Source organism: Mycobacterium appelbergii (genome assembly GCF_032883035.1).
In the GTDB taxonomy this organism is placed as follows: Bacteria; Actinomycetota; Actinomycetes; order Mycobacteriales; family Mycobacteriaceae; genus Mycobacterium; species Mycobacterium appelbergii.
The window spans coordinates 674,768-698,215 of the sequence record NZ_JAMQTH010000001.1 but is presented as its reverse complement, the minus strand read 5'-3'; the positions used below and the strand labels follow the sequence as shown (position 1 = coordinate 698,215).

The 23,448-nt window shown below is 65.7% G+C and carries 19 protein-coding genes; 9 read left to right on the top strand and 10 right to left on the bottom strand.

Annotated elements, in window-relative coordinates; all coding sequences use genetic code 11:
- Positions 1–12 precede the first annotated feature (12 nt).
- The gene (locus M1247_RS03315; RefSeq protein WP_317154820.1) at positions 13–1,137 is read left to right on the top strand and encodes an ATP-dependent DNA ligase; all 1,125 of its coding nucleotides are present in this window, start codon (positions 13–15) and stop codon (positions 1,135–1,137) included.
- On the opposite strand, the gene M1247_RS03310 is transcribed toward M1247_RS03315, so the two are convergent.
- Positions 1,108–2,403, bottom strand: coding sequence for a carboxylesterase family protein (locus M1247_RS03310; RefSeq protein WP_317154819.1), 1,296 nt, complete (start codon positions 2,401–2,403; stop codon positions 1,108–1,110). The two genes, M1247_RS03315 and M1247_RS03310, sit on opposite strands and share 30 nt — an antisense overlap.
- A gap of 126 nt (positions 2,404–2,529) precedes the next feature.
- Here M1247_RS03310 and gluQRS point away from each other — a divergent pair, with 126 nt between their 5' ends.
- The 4 genes from gluQRS to M1247_RS03290 all read left to right on the top strand — a co-directional run bounded on the left by gluQRS (position 2,530) and on the right by M1247_RS03290 (position 7,007).
- Entirely contained in the window at positions 2,530–3,411 is an 882-nt protein-coding gene (gene gluQRS, locus M1247_RS03305) for a tRNA glutamyl-Q(34) synthetase GluQRS (RefSeq protein ID WP_317154818.1), read from the top strand.
- Between the two features lie 44 nt (positions 3,412–3,455).
- Complete coding sequence (locus M1247_RS03300; RefSeq protein ID WP_317154817.1) at positions 3,456–4,925, top strand: ABC transporter permease subunit; 1,470 nt, start codon at positions 3,456–3,458, stop codon at positions 4,923–4,925.
- The gene (locus M1247_RS03295) at positions 4,922–5,677 is read left to right on the top strand and encodes an amino acid ABC transporter ATP-binding protein (RefSeq protein ID WP_317154816.1); all 756 of its coding nucleotides are present in this window, start codon (positions 4,922–4,924) and stop codon (positions 5,675–5,677) included. Before M1247_RS03300 ends, M1247_RS03295 begins: the two co-directional genes overlap by 4 nt.
- A 160-nt stretch (positions 5,678–5,837) precedes the next feature.
- Positions 5,838–7,007, top strand: a complete 1,170-nt coding sequence (locus M1247_RS03290) for an MFS transporter (RefSeq protein WP_317154815.1) — start codon at positions 5,838–5,840, stop codon at positions 7,005–7,007.
- Here M1247_RS03290 and M1247_RS03285 read toward each other — a convergent pair.
- The 8 genes from M1247_RS03285 to tgt form a co-directional block, all read right to left on the bottom strand.
- Positions 6,981–8,186, bottom strand: coding sequence for a saccharopine dehydrogenase family protein (locus tag M1247_RS03285; protein WP_317154814.1), 1,206 nt, complete (start codon positions 8,184–8,186; stop codon positions 6,981–6,983). The genes M1247_RS03290 and M1247_RS03285 overlap by 27 nt on opposite strands.
- 38 nt (positions 8,187–8,224) lie before the next feature.
- Complete coding sequence (locus tag M1247_RS03280) at positions 8,225–9,532, bottom strand: MFS transporter (protein ID WP_317154813.1); 1,308 nt, start codon at positions 9,530–9,532, stop codon at positions 8,225–8,227.
- A 97-nt stretch (positions 9,533–9,629) separates the two neighbouring features.
- Positions 9,630–11,675, bottom strand: coding sequence for a hydantoinase/oxoprolinase family protein (locus tag M1247_RS03275; RefSeq protein WP_317154812.1), 2,046 nt, complete (start codon positions 11,673–11,675; stop codon positions 9,630–9,632).
- Entirely contained in the window at positions 11,675–13,420 is a 1,746-nt protein-coding gene (locus M1247_RS03270; protein WP_317154811.1) for a hydantoinase B/oxoprolinase family protein, read from the bottom strand. Before M1247_RS03270 ends, M1247_RS03275 begins: the two co-directional genes overlap by 1 nt.
- Before the next feature lie 211 nt (positions 13,421–13,631).
- On the bottom strand, positions 13,632–15,260 hold the full coding sequence (locus M1247_RS03265; protein ID WP_317154810.1) for a PucR family transcriptional regulator: 1,629 nt from the start codon (positions 15,258–15,260) through the stop codon (positions 13,632–13,634).
- Positions 15,261–15,354: 94 nt separating this feature from the next.
- The gene (locus M1247_RS03260; RefSeq protein ID WP_317154809.1) at positions 15,355–16,638 is read right to left on the bottom strand and encodes an NAD(P)/FAD-dependent oxidoreductase; all 1,284 of its coding nucleotides are present in this window, start codon (positions 16,636–16,638) and stop codon (positions 15,355–15,357) included.
- A gap of 192 nt (positions 16,639–16,830) precedes the next feature.
- The gene (locus tag M1247_RS03255; RefSeq protein WP_317154808.1) at positions 16,831–18,054 is read right to left on the bottom strand and encodes a cytochrome P450; all 1,224 of its coding nucleotides are present in this window, start codon (positions 18,052–18,054) and stop codon (positions 16,831–16,833) included.
- Between the two features lie 34 nt (positions 18,055–18,088).
- The gene (tgt, locus tag M1247_RS03250) at positions 18,089–19,321 is read right to left on the bottom strand and encodes a tRNA guanosine(34) transglycosylase Tgt (protein WP_317154807.1); all 1,233 of its coding nucleotides are present in this window, start codon (positions 19,319–19,321) and stop codon (positions 18,089–18,091) included.
- 67 nt (positions 19,322–19,388) lie between these two features.
- Between tgt and M1247_RS03245 the strand changes: the two genes are divergently transcribed.
- Positions 19,389–19,832 carry a lipoprotein LpqH gene (locus M1247_RS03245; RefSeq protein WP_317154806.1) on the top strand — a complete coding sequence of 148 codons (444 nt, stop codon included), beginning with the start codon at positions 19,389–19,391 and terminating at the stop codon, positions 19,830–19,832.
- Here M1247_RS03245 and M1247_RS03240 read toward each other — a convergent pair.
- On the bottom strand, positions 19,819–20,727 hold the full coding sequence (locus M1247_RS03240) for a haloalkane dehalogenase (protein WP_317154805.1): 909 nt from the start codon (positions 20,725–20,727) through the stop codon (positions 19,819–19,821). The two genes, M1247_RS03245 and M1247_RS03240, sit on opposite strands and share 14 nt — an antisense overlap.
- 137 nt (positions 20,728–20,864) lie before the next feature.
- On the opposite strand from M1247_RS03240, the gene M1247_RS03235 reads away from it, so the two are divergent.
- The 3 genes from M1247_RS03235 to M1247_RS03225 all read left to right on the top strand — a co-directional run bounded on the left by M1247_RS03235 (position 20,865) and on the right by M1247_RS03225 (position 23,440).
- Entirely contained in the window at positions 20,865–21,389 is a 525-nt protein-coding gene (locus tag M1247_RS03235; protein ID WP_317154804.1) for a lipoprotein LpqH, read from the top strand.
- 113 nt (positions 21,390–21,502) lie between these two features.
- Complete coding sequence (locus M1247_RS03230) at positions 21,503–22,774, top strand: PE-PPE domain-containing protein (protein ID WP_317154803.1); 1,272 nt, start codon at positions 21,503–21,505, stop codon at positions 22,772–22,774.
- Between the two features lie 12 nt (positions 22,775–22,786).
- On the top strand, positions 22,787–23,440 hold the full coding sequence (locus M1247_RS03225; protein ID WP_317154802.1) for an SGNH/GDSL hydrolase family protein: 654 nt from the start codon (positions 22,787–22,789) through the stop codon (positions 23,438–23,440).
- Positions 23,441–23,448: the final 8 nt, after the last annotated feature.

Sequence of the window (23,448 nt, the reverse complement as noted above, 5' to 3'; positions counted from 1 at the left end):
GACAATGGGTCCATGGACCTGCCCGTGATGTCACCGGTATCGCCGATGCTGTCGAAACCGGTGACCTCGATCCCGGCGGGGATGTCCTATGAGCCGAAGTGGGATGGCTTCCGCACGATCTGTTTCCGTGACGGCGATGACGTCGAGTTCGGCAGCCGCAACGAACGCCCCATGACACGGTATTTCCCCGAATTGGTCGAGGCGGCCAGGGCGGAGCTGCCTGACCGCTGTGTGGTCGACGGTGAGATCGTCATCGCGGGCAGTGCCGGGCTCGACTTCGAGGCGCTGCAACTGCGTCTGCATCCGGCCGCCAGCCGGGTGAACATGCTGGCCGAACAGACACCGGCTGCCTTCATCGCCTTCGACCTGCTGGCGCTTGGCGACGAGGACTACACGACACGGCCGTTCGCCGAGCGCCGCGCCGCGCTGGCCGAGGCGCTCGCCGATGCGGACCACCCGATCCACCTCACCCCGGCAACCACCGACCTGCCCACCGCGCAGCGCTGGTTCGACGAGTTCGAGGGCGCGGGTCTCGACGGCGTGGTCGCCAAGCCGCTGACGCTGACCTACCAGCCGGACAAGCGGGTGATGCTCAAGATCAAGCACCAGCGGACCGCCGACTGCGTGGTCGCCGGCTACCGCGTGCACAAGTCCGGGGCCGACGCGATCGGCTCGCTGCTGCTCGGGCTCTACACCGACGACGGCGAATTGGCGTCCGTCGGCGTCATCGGCGCGTTCCCGATGGCCACACGAAGGCAACTGTTCAGCGAGTTACAGCCGCTGGTCACCCACTTCGACGATCACCCGTGGAACTGGGCCGCCCAGGTGGCGGCCGACCCGGAACTGGCGCACAGGTACGGCGGCGGGTCACGCTGGAACGCAGGCAAGGACCTCTCGTTCGTGCCGCTGCGGCCCGAGCGGGTGGTCGAGGTGCGTTACGACCACATGGAGGGCCGTCCAGGGGCGAGCGCAGCGACGGGGGGAAGACCCCGGTTCCGCCACACCGCCCAGTTCAACCGCTGGCGCCCCGACCGGGATCCCCGATCCTGCACCTACGCTCAACTCGATCAGCCACTGACGTTCAGCCTCGACGACGTCGTCCCGGGTTTAACCGAACCGCATCGACGCCGCGGGTAGCGATTCGACCCCGCGGTGGGCGAATTGCGTCCAGCGCACGCGCATCTCACGGGCGAGTTGCGCATCGATCGCGCGGTCCGGCCCCAGCATCGGGGCATCCGACCAGGCCTCGGACGACTCGAACAGCAACGGCAACTCCATGCAGTGGCAGGCACCCAGCGGCGCCTGCTCGGGCTTCCAGTCGAATCGGTATGCCCCCACCGCGCCGCCGTGCTTCCGCCAGACTTTGGCCAGCCGCTCGGCGGGGCCGCCGAATATCCGTCTGGTCAGCGCCGGGGCGGCCGCTCTGGTCACCAGCCGGGCCACCGCGGGCACCCGATCGAGCACGGCCACCCGCCGATCCATCGCCGCAAACGGCGCGCCGTCATCTCGGGTGTAGCCGATGAGGAGTTCGATGCGACCGGCCGCCTCGGCGATCCGATCCGGGAGATCGCCCACCGCGGGCAACGGGCCACGACCCAACTGCGGTGCGAACGCCAACGCGCCGAGCAGGCCGAATCCCTGAGCGGCCTGGATCGCGGCGAGTTGTGCGTCGAGGAGTTGCGCGTGGGTCGCCTCGTCGGGTTCCACCGACGCCAGCGCGGTGCCCATGGCCGCCCGCATGGCTTGTGCCATCCGGTCCCGTCCCTCGTTCAGCTCCAACGGCGCACTTTGCAGGATCGCGCGGTGAAACAGTCCTGCCGCCTCCTCGCACAACATCAGCTTCATCACGGAGTCGCCGCCGGCGGACTGACCGAAGGCGGTCACGTTGGCGGGATCGCCGCCGAACGCGGCGATGTTGTCCCGCACCCAGCGCAGCGCCAGGATCTGGTCCCGCAGGCCCAGATTGTCCTCACCACCGGGTGTCACATAGCCGAAGACGCCGAGCCGGTAGCTGACGCTGACCACCACCACATCGCCCTCGCGGACAAGCGCAGCGGCGTCGTACTTGGGCGACTCGCCGCTGCCCGAGACATACGCGCCGCCGTGAAACCACACCATGACCGGCAACCGGCCGGCCTGCGCCGGGGCCGTGACGGTCAGCACCAGGCAGTCCTCACTCGTCGACAGGCCCGCGACCACTGTGCCGGTCACGAAACCCAGCCGTGACGGCCGCTGCGGGCACGCCGCGCCGGGTTGCGTCGCGTCCCGCACGCCCGGCCACGGTCGCGCCGGTTGCGGCGACTCGAACCGCGCCGCCATGCCATACGACACGCCCCGGGCGCGCATCAGCCCATCGCGCTCGTCGACCTGGATCGTGCCGCCGCTGAGGTGTCGCTGTATCACCTCTCGAACGCTAATCGGCGGTTTGGCACCGGCCCGGACAGGGCACGCCGACTACATGTCTGTAACAGCGTTCCCGGATGGTGACCGCGACGGTGCCCTGGGAACGCGATTAGTTAGATTGCGAGCGTGAGCCTCGCCCCTGCCGGACGGTTCGCGCCGAGCCCCTCAGCCGATCTGCACATCGGCAATCTGCGCACCGCGGTGCTCGCGTGGCTGTTCGCCCGGTCCACCGGGCGCCGGTTTCTGCTGCGCGTGGAGGACCTCGATGACCGCACTTTTGCCGACGTCGGCGCGCGTCAGGTCGAGGACTTGTCCGCGATCGGGCTGACCTGGGACGGCCAGGTCGAATGGCAGACCACCCACCGTGTGCGTTACGACGCGATCATCGACCAGTTGGCGGCCGACGGGCGGTTGTATGAATGCTACTGCAGCAGAAAAGACATCGCCGCGGCGCCGCGGGCACCGCACGCCCCGCAGGGGGCCTACCCGGGCACCTGCCGCGAGCTGACCGACGCCGAACGCGATGAACGTCGCGCCGAGACCGGCAGGCCACCGGCGTTGCGGCTGCGCACCGACACGTTCGTCGGCACCGTCACCGACCTGTTGCACGGCAGCTACACCGGAATCGTCGACGACTTCGTCGTCCGCCGCGGCGACGGGGTTGCGGCATACAACCTCGCCGTGGTGGTCGACGACGCCGACGCAGGCATCGATCAGGTGGTGCGTGGCGACGACCTGCTGAGTTCGTCTCCGCGCCAGGCATATCTGGCCCGCTTGCTGGGCTATCCGGTGCCGACCTATGCGCACGTGCCGCTCGTCCTCAACGCCGACGGCGCGCGGCTGGCCAAACGTGACGGCGCGGTCACGCTCGCCGAAATCGGTGTCGATCGTGCCCTGCACCAGATCAGTGCGTCGTTGGGTTGGCCGGCACTGGATCTGGACGGCATGCTGCGCCGCTTCGACCCGGTCGATCTGCCGCGGAATCCGTGGATATACCAGCCGGTCTGAGCAGAAAGCTTCAATTCGGTCGGTCGGACTGCTAGCTTCCCGCAGTGAGCTCCCTACGAACCCGCTTACTCGGGCTGCTACTCATCGCCACGTTTGTGTTGTCGGCCTGCGGCGCGCCGGCCCAGAACACCGAGGAGCCGCTGAAATCCGCGGGTGTGCTGCGGATCGGCACGGAGGGCGTCTACGCGCCGTTCAGCTACCACGATCCGGCGACCGGTGAGCTCGCCGGCTACGACGTGGATGTCGCCCGTGCGGTCGCCGAGAAGATCGGTGTGCGCATCGAATTCGTCGAGACACCGTGGGATTCGATCTTTGCCGCACTCGAGGCCAACCGGTTCGACGTGGTGGCCAATGAAGTCACCATCACTCCCGAGCGTCAGGCCAAATACGACCTTTCCGAGCCGTATTCAGTCGGCGAGGGCGTCATCGTCACACGCACGGACGACAATTCCATCACCTCGCTGGACGACCTGAAAGGCAAGGTCGCCGCGGAGAATGCGACCAGCAACTGGTCGGAGATTGCCCGCAAGGCCGGCGCACGGGTCGAGGCTGTCGAAGGATTCACCCAAGCCATCACCCTGCTCAATCAGGGCCGCGTCGATGTCGTGGTCAACGACAGCATCGCGGTGTATGCATATCTGGCCGAGACCAACGACAAGTCGGTGAAGATCGCGGGCACGGTCGGCGAGAAGAGTGAGCAGGGGTTCGCAGCACGCAAGGACAGCGGCCTACTGCCCGAACTCAACGAAGCACTCGACGAACTGCGCGCAAACGGCACGCTGGCCACGATTTCGCAGAAATACCTCAAGGCCAACGCCACGGGCACGTCCGACACCGACCAACCTGCGCCGCGCTCGACGTGGCAGTTGATCGGTGACAACCTGTTGCCGCTGGCGAAAGCCGCGATCACGATGACGATTCCGCTGACTGTTATCAGCTTCATCATCGGTTTGGTGATCGCGCTGGCCGTTGCGTTGGCACGGCTCTCCTCGACGGTGGTGCTCAGCAACATCGCCCGGTTCTACATCTCGATCATCCGCGGCACCCCGTTGCTGGTGCAGTTGTTCATCGTGTTCTTCGCACTGCCGGAATTCGGGGTGCGCATCGACCCGTTCCCGGCCGCGGTGATCGCCTTCAGCCTCAATGTCGGCGGCTACGCGGCCGAGATCATCCGTTCGGCGATTCTGAGTATTCCCAAGGGTCAGTGGGAGGCGGCCGAAACCATCGGCCTGAGCTACGTGGGCGCGCTGCGGCGGATCATCCTGCCGCAGGCCGCCCGGGTTGCCGTGCCGCCACTGTCGAATACGTTGATCTCACTGGTCAAGGACACGTCGCTCGCTTCAACGATTCTGGTCACCGAGCTGTTGCGGACCGCGCAGATCGCTGCCGCGCCGACGTTTGAATTCTTCGCCCTCTACGGCACGGCAGCCGTGTACTACTGGGTGATCTGCCTGGTGCTGTCGTTCGGCCAGAGTCGTATTGAACGCCGATTGGAAAGGTACGTGGCAAGATGACCGACGACCGTGTGGTGGCCACCGAGGTACACAAGGCATTCGGTGAAAACCAAGTCCTCAAGGGTGTTTCGTTCACAGTGCCCACTGGCTCGGTGACCGCGATCATCGGCCCATCGGGGTCGGGGAAGACGACGCTGCTGCGGGCGCTGAACGCACTGGACCTGCCGGACTCGGGAGTCATCAAGGTGGGCGATGTCGAATTGGACTTCGCGAAGCAGGTGCCCAAAGACCAGTTGCGCCGATACCGGGCGCAGAGCGGGTTCGTGTTCCAGAGCCACAACCTGTTCGCCCACAAGACCGTGCTGGAGAACGTCACCGAAGGGCCCCTGATCGCGCAGAAACGTCCGCGCGACGAGGTGGAGTCCGAAGCCACCGAGCTGCTCGAGCAGGTGGGTCTGGCCGACAAGCGCGATCAGTATCCTTATCAGCTGTCGGGCGGCCAGCAGCAGCGCGTCGGCATCGCCCGTGCCCTGGCGCTGCGGCCCAAGGTGGTACTCTTCGACGAGCCGACCTCGGCGCTGGACCCGGAACTCGTCGGTGAGGTGCTGTCGGTGATCAGAGATCTGGCCGTGGAAGGCTGGACTCTGGTGATCGTGACGCACGAAATCCAGTTCGCCAAGCAGGTTTCCGAACAAGTGCTGTTCACCGATCAGGGCGTGATCCTGGAGCAGGGTCCGCCCGCCGCGGTGATCGGTGACCCGAAGGAGGACCGCACCCGCCAGTTCCTGCAGCGGATCCTCAACCCGCTCTAGTTTCCCCGCACGTTTTCCCCGCGAGCAGACAGTTCGGTACCCAATTTCGCGCCGGTACGGGTACCGGACTGTCTGCTCGCCGGGGAATCCAGTCCACAATCCACTGCATCGTCGGATTTCCGCCAGCACCGGCGGGGTGCGGGCCCATAGCGTCGCGGTCATGTACAGACCCACCGTGTGGTTCATGGCGCTTGCTGCCGCGCTCGGCACCGCCAGCATCTATCCCTTGCAACCGGCCATCGCCGATGTCGCAGGCACGCTCGATATTTCGGTGGCCCACGCCGGTGTCGCGCTGGCGTGCGGGCCGGTGGGTTATCTGCTGGGCCTGGCGGTGCTGGTACCGCTCGTGGACCGGTTCCGGCCCAAGCATGTGCTGGCGGCGCAGTTCTGCGTCCTGGCCATCGCGCTGGTGGGCAACGCCGCGGCGAGCACACCATGGCTGCTGGGCCTGGCCGTCGGCGTGATCGGCGCCGGGTCCACCGTCGGCGCACAATTGAGTTCGGTGGCAGCCCGCTTCGCCGACACCCGCCGTCGGGCTACTGAACTGGGCATCGTGACCGCGGGCATTTCGGCAGGCATCATCGGCGGCCGGGTTCTCGGCGGCTGGCTGACTGATGTGTTCGGTTGGCGGGAAACCCTTCTCGTCTTTGCCCTCGCCTGCCTCGTCGTCGCGCTCATCGCTCTGCGCGTACTGCCTGCCGCGCCGGGCACAGTCACCACGAGCTATCTGGCGACGCTACGCGGATTGCCGGGGCTGATCGTCGAGTCCCCGATGCTGCGCCTGGCCGCAAGTCGAGGTGCGTTGTGGTTCTTTGCATTCTGTGCAGTTTGGTCGGGTCTGGCGGTGGCGTTGTCCCAGCCTCCGTTCTCCTATTCGCCCGAACAGATCGGGCTGTTCGCGATCGCGGGCCTGCTCGGTATCGTCGCCACCCGCGTCGCCGGTGCCTGGACGGACCGCGTCGGCGCCCGCAGCGTGATTCTCGTCGGACTCGCCGTCGCAGCCGTGGCGGCGGCGGCACTCGGGGTGTTCCTGTCCAGCACCGTGGCCACACTCGTCTGCCTCGCGCTGTTCGACGCCGGCCTGTTCGCCGCCCAAGTCGCCAATCAGAGCACGGTTTTGGCGATCGACCCGGCCGCGCCGGCGCGGTTCAACAGCGCCTACATGGTCGTGTACTTCATCGGCGGAACCGCGGGCACCGCGTTCGGCGCCGTGGCCGTCGGATGGTTCGGCTGGCCGGCCACCGCCGCCGTCATCGCCCTGGCGATCGTGTTCGCGATTGCCCTCACCGCGGCGAACCGCCCCTCAGAGCTCCTTGATTCCCCACGGTGAGCCGTAATCCTTCAGCAGGTCCAGAAACGGCACCGAGTCGAACGCCTCGGGCCCGAGCACGCCGCTGCCGCTCCACGCCCCACTACCCAGCAGCTCCAGTGCCACAACAGGATTGATCGCGGTCTGCCACACCACGCACTGGTGCCCGTACTCGGCCATCGACCATTGGTTGTCGACGACGTGGTAGAGGTAGGTCGACCGCGGTGCGCCGTCTTTGCCCTTGCCGGTCACCCACACCCCGGCACAGGTCTTGCCGTGCATCCGCGGGCCCAGCGTCGCCGGGTCGGGCAGGCACGCGGCCACCACATCGCGCGGGCTCACCTGTACTCCCCCGACTGCGACCTTGTCTGTACGGTCGAGCCCCAGTTTGTGCAGCGTCCTGAGCACATCGATGAACTCGCTGCCCAGACCGTACTTGAAAGTCGCACGCTCGCAGTCCACCCAGCGTGGCATCAACAGCACCTCTTCGTGCTCGACGTTGACACACTCGACCGGGCCGATACCCTCGGGAAAGTCGAAAACCTCAGGCTCACTGAAGGGTTCGGTAACATACCAGCCGCGGCCCGCCTCCCACACCACCGGCGGGTTCAGGCATTCCTCGATCGTGGTCCAGATGGAGAACGACGGCGCGAACTCGTAGCCGTCGACGACCAGGTTGGACCCGTCGCGGGTGCCGAGCTCGTCGATTTCAGAGAACAGGTGATCGGCGGCATAGCGCGCGAACACGTCGGACAACCCGGGTTCGACACCCATGCCGACCAGTGCCAGCCGACCCGCGGCAGCCCAGTCATCGGCGACCGCGAACTGCTCATCGCCGAGCTTGACGCCGGTGAGCTCGTAGGGCTGCTCGGCGTGCCGTTGCGACAGGCTCATCGCCATGTCGAGATAGTCGGCGCCACCGGCCAGTGCGCCGTTGAATATCGGCATCACGAACCGCGGGTCGACGGCATTCATCACATGCGTGATGCCGTGGTGGCGCACCAGCTCCGCGATGGCCTCGGAGGACGTCGCATCGACGCGCGCCGCGGTGAACCGGGAATCACCGGCGCGCTGGGCGGCCGCCTCGGCGCGGGCCACGTCGTAGTCGCACACCACGATGTGTTCGAAGAAGTCACGCCGCGTCGCGATGGCGCAGAAGGCCGAACCGACACCGCCGGCGCCCACCAGGAGGATTCGCATGCGCAAGACCGTACCCGGCCACAAGGCGGCGGGGCCGACTAGTCGATGTTCTTGTGCGCGGTCTCCTCCATCAGGAGGAAACACACGATGGCCACGACCGCCATTAGCGCGGGATAGATCCAAATCAGGTGAAGCAGCCCGTTCTCCTTCATCGAGGTCAGGATGTAGGGCGCGGTGCCACCGAAGACGCCAACCGAAATCGCGTACGGCAGACCGATCCCCGTGGTCCTGACCTCGGGCGGCAACTTCTCGGCCATGGTTGCGGCCAGGCTCGCCAGATAGGGAGCCAGAAACAAGACCGCGAGCAACTGGAAACCGACCAGTTGCATGAAGCCGTTCCCAACGAACAAAAACGCGGGATAAGAGATCACCAAGTTGCCAGCACATGCGGCTATCAACATCGGTTTGCGTCCGAACCGGTCCGACAGTACCCCGAACCACGGCAAGATAACCAACAGGAATATCAGCGAAATCGACTGCGCGATAAGGGTCTGGCTCAACGGGAGTTGCAGTGACGCGTTGGCGAACGCCGGCATGTACACCACCCAGATGTAGTGGAACAGCGACACCGGAGCGGCGATGATAAACACCCACAGCGCGGGCTTCTTGTAGTCCCGCAGCAAGGTGACAACCGGCGCCTTCGCGATGCGGGAATGGTCCTTCATCGACTCGAACGTGTCGGAGTCACCGACCTTGGTTCGGTACCACAGGACCAGCAGGCCCAGGACGGCCGCGGTCGCGAAGCCGATCCGCCAGCCCCACGTGGAGACGAACTCGTCGTCGAAGGCGTTGGTGACCACGTAACTCAATGCGCTGGCTGCCAGGACCCCGGCAGTTATCGAGACCTGCTGGAACGAGCCTGCAAATCCGCGCCGGCCGCTCGCTGCCGCTTCGACGAGATACGCCGAGGATGTGCCGTATTCGCCACCAGCAGCGAAACCCTGGAGCAGGCGAGCAATGAGAAGGATGATCGGCGCGAAGATCCCGATCTGCTCGTATGTCGGCGAGCAGGCTATGAGAAAGCCGCCCGTGGACATCAACAGGATGGACAGCGCCAATCCGGATTTCCGGCCTCTGCGGTCGGCGAACATGCCGATCACGGCACCGCCCACCGGTCGCATGACGAACCCGACGGCGAAGATGATGAGGGCGCCCAGTATCGCCGCCGCACCACTTTCCTCGGGAAAGAAGTGCCCGGAGAACACCGGGACCAGCGAGGCATAGATCGCCCAGTCGATGTATTCAACGGCGTTGCCGAGCGATCCGGCGAGTACCTTTCGCCGCTGCTCCCGCGTCATGCGGCGGGAAGCCTTGGTTTCGGGTGAGACGGAGTCAATAGCGGACACGATGACCTACTTGTGCTCGTTCATGCTTCGGATCATGGGGGTGGCGCCTGCCCGCTGGCACGACCGCGGACAGGGCCGACATTCGACTTCGAAAAGCTCAGGCGTCTTTGGTGATCAGAAGACTTCCCGACGGGTCGGTCGCCGCCGTCCATCCCCGCTGGATCACCGTGGTCGTATCTTCTTGCAGAATGATCGCGGGCCCCGCGAGTGTGCCCACGAACGCTCCACGATGCACGACGGTGGCCGGGACGAACGAGGTCGTGGTCGGGTCGTACATCGACCAGTCCAGCCGATCGGTCTCCTGCACCCGCGGCGGTTGCGGCTCCGGCGCGGTCCGCTGCGACACCGCAGTAACCTTGATCCCGGTGATCTCGAGTCGGCCGCTCGGATCGATCTGCCCGTACATCGTATGGTGTTGGCGTTCAAAGCCTGTCCGGATATCTGCCACAAGTTCTTCGTCTGACTTGGCCGTGTCGACCGTGACGGTGAGTTCATGCGACTGTCCGACATAGCGCACATCGACCCCGGTCCGGACCCCGACGGAATCCGGGTCCAGGCCCGCGCGGACCAGTCGTTCGGTGACCTGGCAGCCAGACGCGTCGAGTTCCCGGCGGACCTGCCGTAGGCCCTCCAGCGTCATCGGCGCCCGGACGGTTTTCCACTGCGGCGCTTCGGCATCGGCGGCCAGAAGCCCGTACGCTGCAAGGACACCCGGGTACGGCGGGATGAGGATCTCGACGATGCCGAGGTCGTCTGCAACACCGCAGGCGTGCACCGGGCCCGCTCCGCCACATGCCAACAACGCGAAGCCGCGGATGTCGTGGCCACGGCTGATCGACACCACTCTGGCCGCTGCAGCCATCCCGGCGACGGCGATGCGGTGAATGCCCCAGGCGGCTTCTTCCACCGACGTCCGCAACGGTTCAGCGACATGCTCGGTGACCGCCCGCAGCGCCAATTGCCGTTCCAGGCGCAGACTTCCACCCGCCAGGACGCCCGCCCCGAGATAACCGAGCACGACGTTGGCATCGGTAACGGTGGCGGCGGTGCCGCCATGGGCGTATGCAGCGGGGCCGGGTGCTGCACCGGCGCTCTGCGGTCCGACACGTAGGGTTCGCGACGAATCGACGACGGCGATACTGCCCCCGCCTGCGCCGATGGTGTGCACGTCGACCATGGGTACGCGGATCGCGTGGTGGCCGATCTTGCCTTCGTCACTGATGAGTGGTTTGCCGGCCTGGATCAGAGATACGTCAGTGCTGGTGCCCCCCATGTCGAAGGCGAGTACCGCCGGCCGGCTCGCCGCGCGGCCCACCGCCCCGGCTCCGATCGCACCTCCGGCCAGTCCGGACAGGAGTGTTCCGACCGAACGCTCCTGGATACTCTGCGCGTCGATGATGCCGCCGTGGGATTCCATGATCTGCAGTTGGGCGGTGAAGCCGAGCTCGAGCAGCTTCTTCTCGAGGGTGCCGATGTAACCGGCCATCTTCGGCCGCAGATAGGCATCCATGGCGGTCACCACCATGCGTTCGTACTCACGTGCGCGCGGGTCGACGCTCGACGACATGCTGACGAACAACGCCGGATACGCCTCCCTGGCGATCTGAGCGATCTGTTGCTCTTGGCGCGACGAAGTGAACGAGAACAGCAGGCTGATGGCCAGCGACTCGATCTTCTCGTCCTCGACCAGCTCACGCAACGCCTGGCGAACAGCGTCCGGATCGACGGCCGCCACCTCATCGCCGTCGCGCGACAGTCTGGCCGAGACACCGCGCACCCGACTGCGCGGACAAAGGAAACCCGGTGTCTCCGGCCCAATCATGAGGTTGTACATCTCGGTCCGCTTGGCGCGTCCGATGTACAGGGTGTCCTCGAAACCTTGCGTGGTGATGATGCCGATCCGGGCACCGGCCCGCTCGAGCACCGCGTTGGTTCCGACCGTACTGCCGTGTACGAGCGTAGTTACCTCAGAGACAGAAGAATTGGCGCGTTTGAGGCCCAGCAGCAGTCCCTCGACGAAGCCGACGCTCGGGTCTTCGGGAGTGCTCGGTACCTTGGCGGCAACCGCATTACGCCCATCATCGGTGTAGACGACGATGTCGGTGAAGGTTCCTCCAACATCGATGCCGACCCACGTTCCCATCAGTAGTCCCCTTCTATCTCGATGTCGGTGCGCAATCTGTTGCGAAGTTCGATAGTCCTGTCGAGTTCGACGACACCGTCGATGATCACTACGCCGTATTCACTGCTCGCCGCGTTGAGGCTCACCCGTTGGTCCTCCACGTCGCGCAACACGCTGTGCGGATCGCGCAGCAGCGGTGAGCCGTAGCCCCCGCCGCCGGAGAGCTCGACGGTCAGTTGATCACCCGCGCCGAGCGACACCATGGTCTTGGACGGCAGGTTCTCCCGGTCACCGTTGTGGCGGACAACCTGCGCCCAGGTGCGGCTGGCCTCGGCGCCGCCGTCGACACCCCATGGCGCAGAACGGTGCCGCTCACCCCGGTAGTTGGCGGTCGCGGTTCCGTCCATGAGCTGGAAGGTCTTCCGTGTTCCGCAACCGCCCCGCCAAGTGCCCGCGCCGCCGCTGTCGGGGGTGATTTCCCACGACAGCACCCGGACCGGAGACTCCAATTCAATCGTCTCGGCGGGCACATTCATGCAGTTGGTGGCATCGGTCTCGATCGCGTCGACACCGTCGAGTCCGGAACGGCCACCCATTCCGCCGACCCCCAACTCGCTGGTCACATAGAACTCTCCGGTCGCCGGGTCGGTTCCGCCGAAGTTCATCACGAGAAGCTGCCCGCAGGATGCGGCCGGAACGAGTTTCGGAACGATCTGTTGGAAGCAGCCCAGCAGGGTGTCGCAGATCCGGCGGACCGTGGCGGTGCGCGAGTTCACCGGCGCGGGCCGCCGGGGATTCACCAACGATCCTTCGGGCAGCACGATGTTCACACTGCGATAGCAGCCACTGTTGTTTGGGATGTCGTTGCCTGTAACCGCACGCAGCACGTAGTACACCGCCGAAATAGATGATGCCGGCACACAGTTGAACGGGCCCCGCACCTGATCCTGGGTGCCGGTGAAGTCGACCGTCAGCTCGGACCCGGCGACGGTCACCGTGGCTTTGATGCGCACGGCCTCGTCGACATTCACACCGTCGTCATCCATGTAGTCGGTGAACTCGTAGACACCGTCGGGCATCGCCGCGATGCGTTCCCGAGTCAGTGTGTCCGACTGTGCAAGAAGAGATTCCAAGATCTCGGCAACCAGATCAGAGCCCAGTTCCTCGCAGAGGTCGGAGACCCGGTCACCTGCCAGCTTGCACGCCGCGAGTTGGGCTCGCAGATCGCCCATCACCACGTGCGGAGTTCGGACATTGCGCTCCAGGATGTCGAAAACCTGCTGCACCGGGGCGCCCGCGTCGACGAGCTTCATCGGCGGGATTTGCAGTCCCTCCTGGAACAGGTCGGTGGCGTTGGGCGGCAAGCTGCCCGCCACCATGCCGCCGATTTCCTGGTGATGTGACATCGTTGCCGCAAGCGCAACCACCCGCCCCTGGTGAAACAGCGGCTTGATGATTGAGATATCCGGCAGGTGCGTGCCCCCGTTGTAGGGATCGTTGAGCACGTAGACATCGCCCTCCTGCATTGTGTCGCAGGGGAACAGGCGGATCACGGTTTCGACGGACGGGATCATGCAGCCGATGTGAATCGGGATCGCCGCCGCCTGGGCGATGTTGTTGCCGAATCTGTCGAAGATCGCCGCCGACGCGTCGAGACCTTCCTTGACGATCGACGAGTACGCGGCCCGTAAAAGCGTCATCTCCATTTCGTCGGCTATCGCACCGAGTCTGTGTCGAACGACTTCTTGGGTAATGGGATCGACCACGATCGCTCCGTTCGTTCCAGTCCGCAATCAGCTGCGTGTTTCGTGATTGCCATCACGATTGCAGACCGGTCGATACCGGCTCAATGCCGAAGGTGAGAGGTATGCGGGGCTGTCCCGACACAGAGTGTGTAGTTGGAGCTCGCCACCTTCCCGCCCCGATGACAGCGGTCTTACGCAGGTAACGGCCGTGTTGCCGAATCGACCAGATCGGCTATTGTCCGTCGAAGGTTCGTTGCTGCCGGTAGGTCAACCCACGCAACGCGATCCGCAAGGTCAATTGTTTGTCCGGATCGTCGATGTCAGTGCCGAGCAGCTCTTGCAGCCGCTCGAGGCGGTGATATAGCGTGCGCCGTTCGATGCACAGCGCGCGTGCGACATCGGCTTTGCTCTCGGTGCCCTGCGACAAATAGGCTTCGAGCGTTTCCAGCAGCGGCGACCGGGCAGCCGCGTCGTGGTCCAGCAGCGGCCCCAGTTCGCTGTCGATCAATTCGACGAGCATCGAGTCCTCGTCCAGTTTCAGCAGTATCCGTTCCAGCACCAGGCGCTCGGCGAAGTAGAGACCGGGGCGTCCGCCACTTTCCGTCGCGAAGCGTAGGGCTTGGCGGGCATCACGGGCGGCGCGCACGAGCGAGGTGACGGTGGTCACGGCGCTGAGCCCGACGACCACCGAAACTCCTTCATCGCAGGTGATCTCGCCGAGCTCGTCCAACGACGCCTCGGCCGCGACGATCCCACCGATTCCGGTGCCGAAGTAGCCGACGAGCACATGCTTGCCGAGCACCCGGCGGGCGGAGGTTAGCAGCGCACTGACGATGGTCCGGTGCCGTTGGTCATCGTCGCCGGGCGGCGGTCCCTGGCTGACCGAGTAATGCGGCTGCAGGACAAATGCTCGCAACCCACCTCCGAGGTCGGCGCCGAGAACGTGGGCCCGCTTTGCGGCGTCGTCCATATCCACCGACGACGAGCCGAGCAGATCCTGAACCAGCTTGCTCCGCATATCCGATCGGTGCGTACGCGGGGCATCAGCCACTGCGTAAGCCAGCCCGATCGATGTGGTGGCACTTTCCATCGCCTTGACCGCGGCCCCGTCGGATGAGTCCCGGTCCAACAGGACGTGCAGGCAGCCCCACATATCCCCCTGGTAGATGATCGGCTGGTACAGGCAGGGATCGGTATCGGTCGCCAGCATCGGTCCGTTCGAACCGGCCCGGTAGTCGTGGCCGGTCTTGGTGTGCAGACGCCAGTTTTTCATCAGACTCAACGTTTGCTCGGTGCGCGGCGAATACGCCTCGACGAGATGTGCGCGGTCGGTGAGCACTACCGGATAGCTCATGGCGCTGGCCATCTCGTCGAGCGTGGTTTGCAGGCTGGCACCCGACATCACCAGCCGGGTCAGCCGCTTGGCCAGTTGTTCGGCGTGCAACAACTCGCCGTACTCGGAGTTGACGATGTCGGAATGCACCGCCCGGGTGATGTCCATGAAGTAGGCGGGGTTCTGGATCGCGATCAGCGGCAGCTCCCGGCAGCGCGCCCGCTCCACCACCGCGTCGGGAATCGCCGGCCAGCGCACGCCGACCTCGACGGCCACGCCGGCGACCTGCGCATCTGCCAGCGAGTCGACCCACCGCACCTGGTCCTCACGCATCTGGCCGATGCCGAACCCCTGGGTGAGCAGCAATTCGCCGCCCTGGAACAGATGTCCCAGGCGCTTCATCTCACTGATGTGCACCCAACTGACCGCGACGCCCAGCTTGTCGGCGCCCGCGTGCACTACCGGATTCGCCACTGCGAGCGGTTCGAGCTCGAGGATTTCCCGGAGAGTCAGTCTTTCGCGAGTCATCAGCCATTTCGAGATGTCGTGTGCGCGGTATGCGCAGCTGGGTCGCCACATCGCCGTGGCCGGTCATGATCTGCCGAGTACCCCATGAGCGCGGCTAGAGTATCGCATCCGGCGCGGCGAAGTCTCCGCTGGTGAACCGACTGAAGCGCATCAGGCTGAGGTCGCAGATCGGAGGTTTCTCCTCGACGATCGAAGCGACCACGTGACCGACGGCGGGTGTGAGCCCGTAACCGTGCCCACTGAATCCGGTGGCCAGGATCAGGCCCCCGACCCCGACGTCGCCGTCGATGACGGGCAGGGCGTCAGGTGTGGAGTCGATGACGCCCGCCCACGATTCCTCGACCACCGCCGCCTCCAGTCCGGCGATCGTCTGCTGCAATCGCTGCAGCGCCCGGCCCGGCTGGGCGCGATCCACCCGGGCGTTCGGGGGGCCCACTTCTCTGGCCTTGCCGCCTCGGACCATCGCCTTGAGTTCGGCCGGTATCTGACGGCCGGGGCGCAGGGAGAACCGTTTTCGGTTCTTGCGGAATGCGCCGAAGAACTTCGGAACCTGCGCGACGGTGTCCACGCCGACGCTCACCCGCCCGCCGCCGCCGAGCGCGCAGACGAACCGGCCGTCGGCGCGCTGACGGAAGGAGAACCCGGGTCCCCACACCGTCGCCGCGGTGACGGGCGGCAGCGCCGAGGTCAACGACACCGTGCCGACGACGTAGTTCTGGGGAAACTCGATACCCGCCGTCGCCAGCAGTTTCCTCGACCAGGCACCGGCGGCGACCACGACGTGGTCGGCGGTGAAGAGCTGATCGGCGGTCCGGGCGCCGATCAGCCGATCCCCTCGGCGGACCAGGTTGGTCACCGATGCGCGGGCAACAAGCTGCACCCCGGCGTGCTCACACGCCGCGATGTAAGCGCGGACGACTTTCTGCGGGTCGGCATGTCCGTCGGATGCGGCATAGAGTCCGCCCCGGATCGGTCGACGCCACGCAGGAATCAACTGCCGGACGTCGTCGAGTGTGACGAAAGTGCTGTCGACTCCCTGCGCCCGGCCGTGTTCCAGCCACGCCCGGTAGCTCTCCTCCTCCTGCGCGGTGTCGTAGACAGCGAGGTTCCCGCCCTCTACCCAGCCAACATCGGCACCGAGATCGTCGGACAACCTACGCCACATCCGGTTGGCAATCTTCATCATGGGCAACTCGACCGGCCCACGGCCCTGTTGCCGGGCGAAGCCCCAATTCTGCATGGACTGATGAACACCGAACTGGTGTTGATCGAGGCAGGTCACCTTGGCTCCCGCACTCGCACACTGGAACGCCGCGGAGAGTCCGACTAGACCTCCTCCGACGATGACAACGTCCGATGAGGTCTGTTGCGTACTCATGGGCCGCCTTCCGGTTGGCTGAGTGGTCTCGACCAGCTTGGCGTGATCATGGGATGCGAACAATGCAAGGACTGCGAGATTTCGAGTGCCGAACAGTCTCAGACTGTGTCATCACGACCGGAGAACCTGGTAGGCAGGACATTCCACGTGCCCCACATCAACCTGGCTGCGGATGACTACTGGCGCGGAGTATCAGATATCGACGAAAAACGTCGACATCCCGCGCAAAGTCACGTTCCTCTTGTACTCGGGTTCACCGGCCAGCATGGCCTGTGGAAACCGGCTCGTGACCGCCGACAGCGCCACCGCCCCCTCCAACCGGGCCAGCGGCGCACCCAGACAGAAGTGCGGCCCCTTCCCGAACCCGAGGTGCCGGATCGCCGCTCGGTCCGGGTCGAACTCGTCGGGCCGTTCGACGACACCGGGATCGCGGTGTGCGGCGGCCAGCAGCAACATCATGGTGTCACCCGCAGGGATGGCGGTATCGCCAATCATCATGTCCGCACCGGCAATTCGAGAGGCCAGCTGCACCGGAGGGTCGTAGCGCATGGTCTCCTCGACCACCGCCGCCGCGCGGGTGTCGTCCGCGCCGAGCGCCGCCCACTGGGACGGGTGACGCAACATCGCCAGGATCGCGTTGGCGATCAGATTCACCGTGGTCTCATGCCCGGCGATGAGCAGCAGGTTGCAGGTGGCGATGATCTCGTCCTCGGTGAGCTGGTCCCCGGACTCCTCCACCTGGATCAGGCCGGACATCAGATCGTCACCGGGCGCCCGCCGGCGGTCTTCGATGAGCTCACGAAGATAGCCGCGCAGCCACAGCCCGGCTTTCATCTGCTCGTCGAACTGGTCCGACATCTCGCCGGTCAACGGCAGGAACGGATCCAGTGCCGCGGCCAGCAGGCCCGAGGCGTGGCTGAACTTCGGTTCGTCCTCGATCGGCACCCCGAGTAGCCGGCAGATCACTGCCACCGGAAGCGGATAGGCAAGATCGTTGATCACGTCAAAGCTGCCCCGCTGCTCGACCGTGTCGAGCAGCCCGCCCACCAGCTCGACGATGTCCGGTTCGAGTGCCTTGATGACCCTCGGCACGAACGCCTTGCTGACCAGACCGCGGAGGCGGGTGTGATCGGGCGCGTCCAGGAACAGGAAGCTGGAGGTGCCTTGCGGGCGCGGTTCGGACTCTTCCGCCAAATGGCGCTGGGCGATGGTCGATTTCGCCCGGTCGCTGCAGGACGACGGGTGCCGCAGCACCTCGTCGCAGTCGGAGTACGACGAGAACACCGTCAGGTTGGTCTCCGGCAGCTGCAGCGGTCCGCGGCTGCGGATCTCGCGGTACGCCGGGTACGGGTCGGCCCGGGTGGCCGGATCCAGCAGCTGCAGCAACAGGGACTGCGGATCCGTCGCGGTGGTCATGTAGTTATTGTGCATACGCCGACGAAGCCGCAGCTCAGCTCACAGGCGCCCCGTAGTAGCGGCCCAGCACGTGCGCCCGCAGTTCATCGAATTCGCCCGCGACGATCGCGGCCCGGATCTGGTCGACGAGCCGGATCACGAACCGCTCGTTGTGGATCGTGCACAACGTCGCCGACAGCATCTCCTTGGCCTTGAACAGATGGCGAATGTAGGCGCGGGAGTAATTCGCGCAGGTATAGCAGTCACATTCGGCGTCGATCGGCGTGAAATCGCGTTTGTACCTGGCCCCGGTGATATTGAACCGCCCGGTCGCCGAATAGACCGCGGCATTGCGGGCGACGCGCGACGGCGACACACAGTCGAAGGTGTCCGCGCCTGCGGCCACCGCGGCGAACAGGTCGTCGGGTTCGCTGATCCCCAACAGGTGCCGCGGCTTGTCGGCGGGTAACTCGCTACTGACCCAGCCGACGATGGTGGCCAGATTCTGCTTCTCCAGCGCACCGCCGATGCCGTAGCCGTCGAAGCCGTGCCCGTCCGGACCGACGATGGATTCCAGGCCACTGGCCGCCTGCCGGCGCAGATCCTCATACTGCGCGCCCTGCACCACCCCGAACAGCGCCTGGCGGGGCCGTTCGGGCGACTCCGCCTGCAGCCGCTGATGCTCGGCGACGCACCGCACCGCCCACTCGTGGGTGCGCTGCACCGAGCGCTCCTGATAGCCGCGGGTGTTGACGAGCGTGGTGAGCTCGTCGAACGCAAAGATGATGTCGGCGCCCAGCTGATGCTGGATACCGATCGACACTTCCGGGGTGAAGCGGTGGATGGACCCGTTGAGGTGCGATCGGAATGTCACGCCGTCGTCGTCGACGACCGCGAGTCGTTCCTTGCCCTTGGCGATGATGTCATCGGTCTGGAGCCGCTCGGTGTCCATCGCGAGCACCTTCTTGAACCCGACACCCAGCGACATCACCTGGAATCCGCCGCTGTCGGTGAACGTCGGGCCCGGCCAGTTCATGAACGCACCGAGCCCGCCCGCCTCTGCCACGATCTCCGGGCCCGGCTGCAGGTAGAGGTGGTAGGCGTTGGCCAGGACGGCCTGGGCACCAAGCTCTTTCATGGTCTCCGGCAATACCGATTTGACCGTGGCCGCGGTGCCGACCGCGATGAACGCCGGCGTCCGGATGTCACCGTGCGGAGTGTGGATCACCCCGACCCGACCGAGGCGCCCGGGCAGCTGCGCTTCCACAGTGAAGTACGGCTCGCCCACACCATGTATTCAACCGGATGGGCGGCGGATTTCCGTCAGGGGGTCGAACGCGGCCATACTGCTGCTCGTGAAGCTCCGAATCGTCGCCGTCGCCGGGTGCGCGGCAATGCTGGCCGGAATTGTCGGATGTTCGTCGCAGAACTCGGAGTCGCCGGAGGCCGCGCAGGCCGGCGGGGGCAAGGTGACGTTCGGCAGCAACGATGCCGGGCCCGTCAAATCGGTCGCCTGCGAGACAAAGGACGGGTTCACCACGATCAACATCGAGGGCAGCCTGCACACCACGCTGGTCGTCACCGACGGCGAATCGCCAACGGTGGATTCGGTGAACATCGGTGACGTCGGATCGGGCAATCCGGCCCTCGCCTACATCGAGGGGTTGTCCAGCCAACCCGTCGTCGCCACGCGCGACGCCAAGAACTACACCGTCACCGGCACCGGTATGGGCACCGACGAAGCGAACCCCGGCACGCCGGTGGACATGCCGTTCGACATCGCTGTCACCTGTCCCTGAGGAACGCGACGATCGCCTCGGCGAGCTCTTCGCCGGCATCCTCCTGCAGGAAATGACCGGCGTTGCCGATCACCGGATGCTCGACACCCTGCGCGCCGCGCATCTCGCGCCGGAAAATGCTCGCCATCCCACCGGTGATGGGGTCACCGTCACTGAATGCGACAAGCATCGGGGTTTCACTGGCCGACAACGTATTCCAGGCTGACCGGTTCGCGGCTGAGGCGGGATCGTCGGGCGCCGTCGGCACCAGCGCAGGCATCGCACGCGGCCCCGCACAGTAGGAATCGTCGGGGAACGGCGCATCGTAGGCCGCCCGGACGGCATCACTGACCGGGCGGCGACACCCGCCCGCGACGAACCGGCCCACGTCGACGGTGGGCACGCTCTGGATGGCCTTGCGGAACTGCCACCAGATCTCGGGCATCGGGATGTCACCAGTGGGCAGACCCGTGTTGGCGACGACGATATTGGCGAACCGGTCGGGATGTTCGGCCGCCAGTCGCAGCCCGATCAGCCCGCCCCAGTCCTGACCGACCAGCGTCACCCGACGTAGATCGAGCACGTCGAAGGCCAGCGCCCGCATCCACTCGACGTGCCTGGCGTAGCTGTGGTCGGCGATCCGGGTGGGTTTGTCCGACCGGCCGAACCCGACCAGGTCGGGACAGACGACGCGGTGTCCCGCGGCAACGAGGATCGGCACCATCCTGCGGTACAGGAAAGACCACGATGGTTCCCCATGCAACAACAGCACCGGGTCGCCGTCGTCGGGTCCTGCCTGTACCCAGGCCACCCGCAACTGCCCGCCTTCGCCGTCGTCAACCTCGCAATAGTCTGCGGCATAAGGGAATTCGGGTAGGTCGGCGAAGCGCTCATCAGGCGTGCGAAGTGTCTGCATACTGTCGAACCTACGACCATCCACACGCAGGTCCGGCCATTTTCACCCAATCGCGTAACGAAAACCCGAGCTCACAGCATACTTTTCCCGACGGTCCGCCAATGTTGACGGGCCGCATAACCGTAGGGAGAACACTGGTGAAGCGTGGGTTCGTGGTCGCCATCGGCGGCACAGCGATCGTCATCGCCGGCCTGTCCGGTTGTTCGTCGGACAACAAAGACACGTCGAGTGAAGCACCATCACCAACCGCAGCCGTCTCGCCGTCGGCCTCGGCCTCGGCCTCGGTGGAAGCGGGCGACACCACTGCGACCACCGGCGCCGGAACCGCCAAGGTCACCGTCGACGGCAAGGAGCACCAGGTTCAGGGCACCGTCGTCTGCGCCACGGTGGCGGGCAACGTCACGCTGACCGTCGGCCAGGGCACCTCCGGAGTGTCGGCGACACTGAGCCAGGGCGACCAGCCGTCGGTCACCGCCCTCGCCCTCGGCAATATCGACGGGGTCAGCCTCGGCTACACCCCGGGCGTTCCCGGCGGCAACGCCGAGGCCACCAAGGACGGCAACACCTACACGGTCAAGGGCAATGCGACCGGTGCGGACATGGCCAATCCGATGGCCGGCGCGGTGACCAAGCCTTTCGAGCTCCAGGTGACCTGCCCGTAGTAGGTTCAGTCAGCTATTCAGATTGTGGGCCCGGGATGACCCGGGCCCACACTCATCCGCGATACAGGAGAACAGTGGCAAAACATCGCACGCGTCGTCGTCAGGGAGCCGTCATGATGGCCGGTGCGGCGGCCACCGTCACCACCGCGCTGGCCTTCGGGCAGACCGCCCACGCCCTCATCCTCCCCGACCACGAGGTGTTGATCGGTATCGGTGGGGCGAGCAACCCGACCAGCGACCGGATCAAGGACAAGTTCCAGGGTCTGCTGGACGAACCCGGATTCGTGCCGGTGAACTACCCCGCCGAACTGCCGGTCGACCCGAGTGTGGAAGCCGGCCAGGCGCCGCTGCGTGCGGCCGTCGCGGACGCCGGCGGCAAGACCGTGCTGATCGTCGGCTACTCCGAGGGGTCGCTGGTCGCCGAGAAGTACAAGCGCAGTCTCGCCGCGGCAGGCAACCCCGGCACCGACACGCTCCAGTTCTTGTTCCTGGCTTCGCCGTTCGTCCCGAACGGCGGTATCTACGCCCGGTTCCCGAATATGCGCATCCCCGGATTCGTCAGTACCGGAGCGGCCGCGCCCTCGCCCTATGACGAGATATTCGTGACGCTCGAGTACGACCCGATCGGTGATTTCCCGGCGTACGCCAATCCGCTGTCGCTGGTCAACGCGGCGGCAGGCATGTACTACGTCCACGGCGATCAAGGGCCGGACAACGTCGACCTGGAGCACGACGGGCAATCGGTGCTGGTGGTGTCCACCACGGAAACCGGCACCGACACCTACGTCCTGATCCACGCCGAGCACCTGCCGATGCTGCAGCCGGTACGCGACATCTCGGCCGCCCTGCAGGCGACGGCCCTGACCGCACCGGTGCTCGGGGCGGTCGAGCCGACCCTGCGACTCCTGGTCGACATGGGCTATACCGACCGCGATTACCAGGACGCCGACAAGGCGACCCGCTTTTCCCTGTTCACCCCACACGATCGGATCGCCGAAACCGTCAAGGCCCTACCGGATGCGATCGATGAGGGTGTGCAGAACTTCCGGGACGAGTTGCCCTCTGCGCCTTCGCCATCCGTCGACAAGCCTGCGCCCGAACCGGTGCAGCAGCCTGAGACGAAGAAGAAGGAATCCGCGCCGGAGAAAGTCGAGGCCGAGCCGGACAGCGACAAGCAGCAGGCACCGCCGGAGATCAAGAAGCGCAAGCCCGTGGAGCGGCGGGGTCCGGTGGCCAGGGCGGTGTCGCGCGCGCTCGATCACCTCAAGCCCAAGAAGGACAAGGCTGAGGCGAAGCCCGCGGCCGACGAGCCGAAACCCGAGCCGAAACCCAAGCCCAAGAACGACAAGCCCACCCAAAAACAGGCGGACCGCGACGCGGCATGATGAGCTTGGCGCATGCCTGCCAAACGAATTCTGTGTTTCGGTGACTCACTGACCTGGGGCTGGGTGCCCGTCGCGGACGGCGCTCCGACGGACCGGTTTCCGGCCGACGTGCGCTGGACCGGGGTGCTGGCCGAACAACTCGGCGCCGATTTCGAGGTCATCGAGGAGGGGCTCAGCGCCCGCACCACCAACATCGACGACCCGACCGATCCACGCCTCAACGGCGCCGGTCACCTCCCGTCGTGCCTGGCCAGTCACCTGCCGCTCGACGTGGTGATCCTCATGCTCGGCACCAACGACACCAAGGCCTATTTCCGGCGCGAACCGCTCGACATCGCGCTGGGCATGTCGGTTCTGGTGACCCAGGTGCTGACCAGTGCCGGGGGCGTCGGCACCGGCTACCCCGCTCCGCAGGTGCTCGTGGTTTCACCGCCGCCGCTGGCGCCGATGCCGCATCCGTGGTTCCAGCTGATCTTCGAGGGTGGCCAACAGAAGACCGAGGAACTGGCAGCCGCTTACAGCGCGCTCGCCTCGTTCGTGAAAGTCCCGTTCTTCGACGCCGGATCGGTGGTGTCCACTGATGGCGTCGACGGAATCCATTTCACCGGGGCCAACAACCGCGATCTGGGCGTGGCCCTGGCGGGGCAGGTACGGGCATTGCTGTAATGCTGTGG

Bases quoted from the DNA above. Each gene is read 5' to 3' on its own strand.
- M1247_RS03315 (WP_317154820.1), top strand. From the start codon at position 13: ATGGACCTGCCCGTGATGTCACCGGTATCGCCGATGCTGTCGAAACCG.
- M1247_RS03295 (WP_317154816.1), top strand. From the start codon at position 4,922: ATGACCGACGACCGTGTGGTGGCCACCGAGGTACACAAGGCATTCGGT.
- M1247_RS03290 (WP_317154815.1), top strand. From the start codon at position 5,838: ATGTACAGACCCACCGTGTGGTTCATGGCGCTTGCTGCCGCGCTCGGC.
- M1247_RS03285 (WP_317154814.1), bottom strand. From the start codon at position 8,186: ATGCGAATCCTCCTGGTGGGCGCCGGCGGTGTCGGTTCGGCCTTCTGC.
- M1247_RS03275 (WP_317154812.1), bottom strand. From the start codon at position 11,675: ATGGGAACGTGGGTCGGCATCGATGTTGGAGGAACCTTCACCGACATC.
- M1247_RS03265 (WP_317154810.1), bottom strand. From the start codon at position 15,260: ATGACTCGCGAAAGACTGACTCTCCGGGAAATCCTCGAGCTCGAACCG.
- M1247_RS03260 (WP_317154809.1), bottom strand. From the start codon at position 16,638: ATGAGTACGCAACAGACCTCATCGGACGTTGTCATCGTCGGAGGAGGT.
- M1247_RS03255 (WP_317154808.1), bottom strand. From the start codon at position 18,054: ATGACCACCGCGACGGATCCGCAGTCCCTGTTGCTGCAGCTGCTGGAT.
- M1247_RS03240 (WP_317154805.1), bottom strand. From the start codon at position 20,727: ATGCAGACACTTCGCACGCCTGATGAGCGCTTCGCCGACCTACCCGAA.
- M1247_RS03230 (WP_317154803.1), top strand. From the start codon at position 21,503: ATGATGGCCGGTGCGGCGGCCACCGTCACCACCGCGCTGGCCTTCGGG.
- M1247_RS03225 (WP_317154802.1), top strand. From the start codon at position 22,787: ATGCCTGCCAAACGAATTCTGTGTTTCGGTGACTCACTGACCTGGGGC.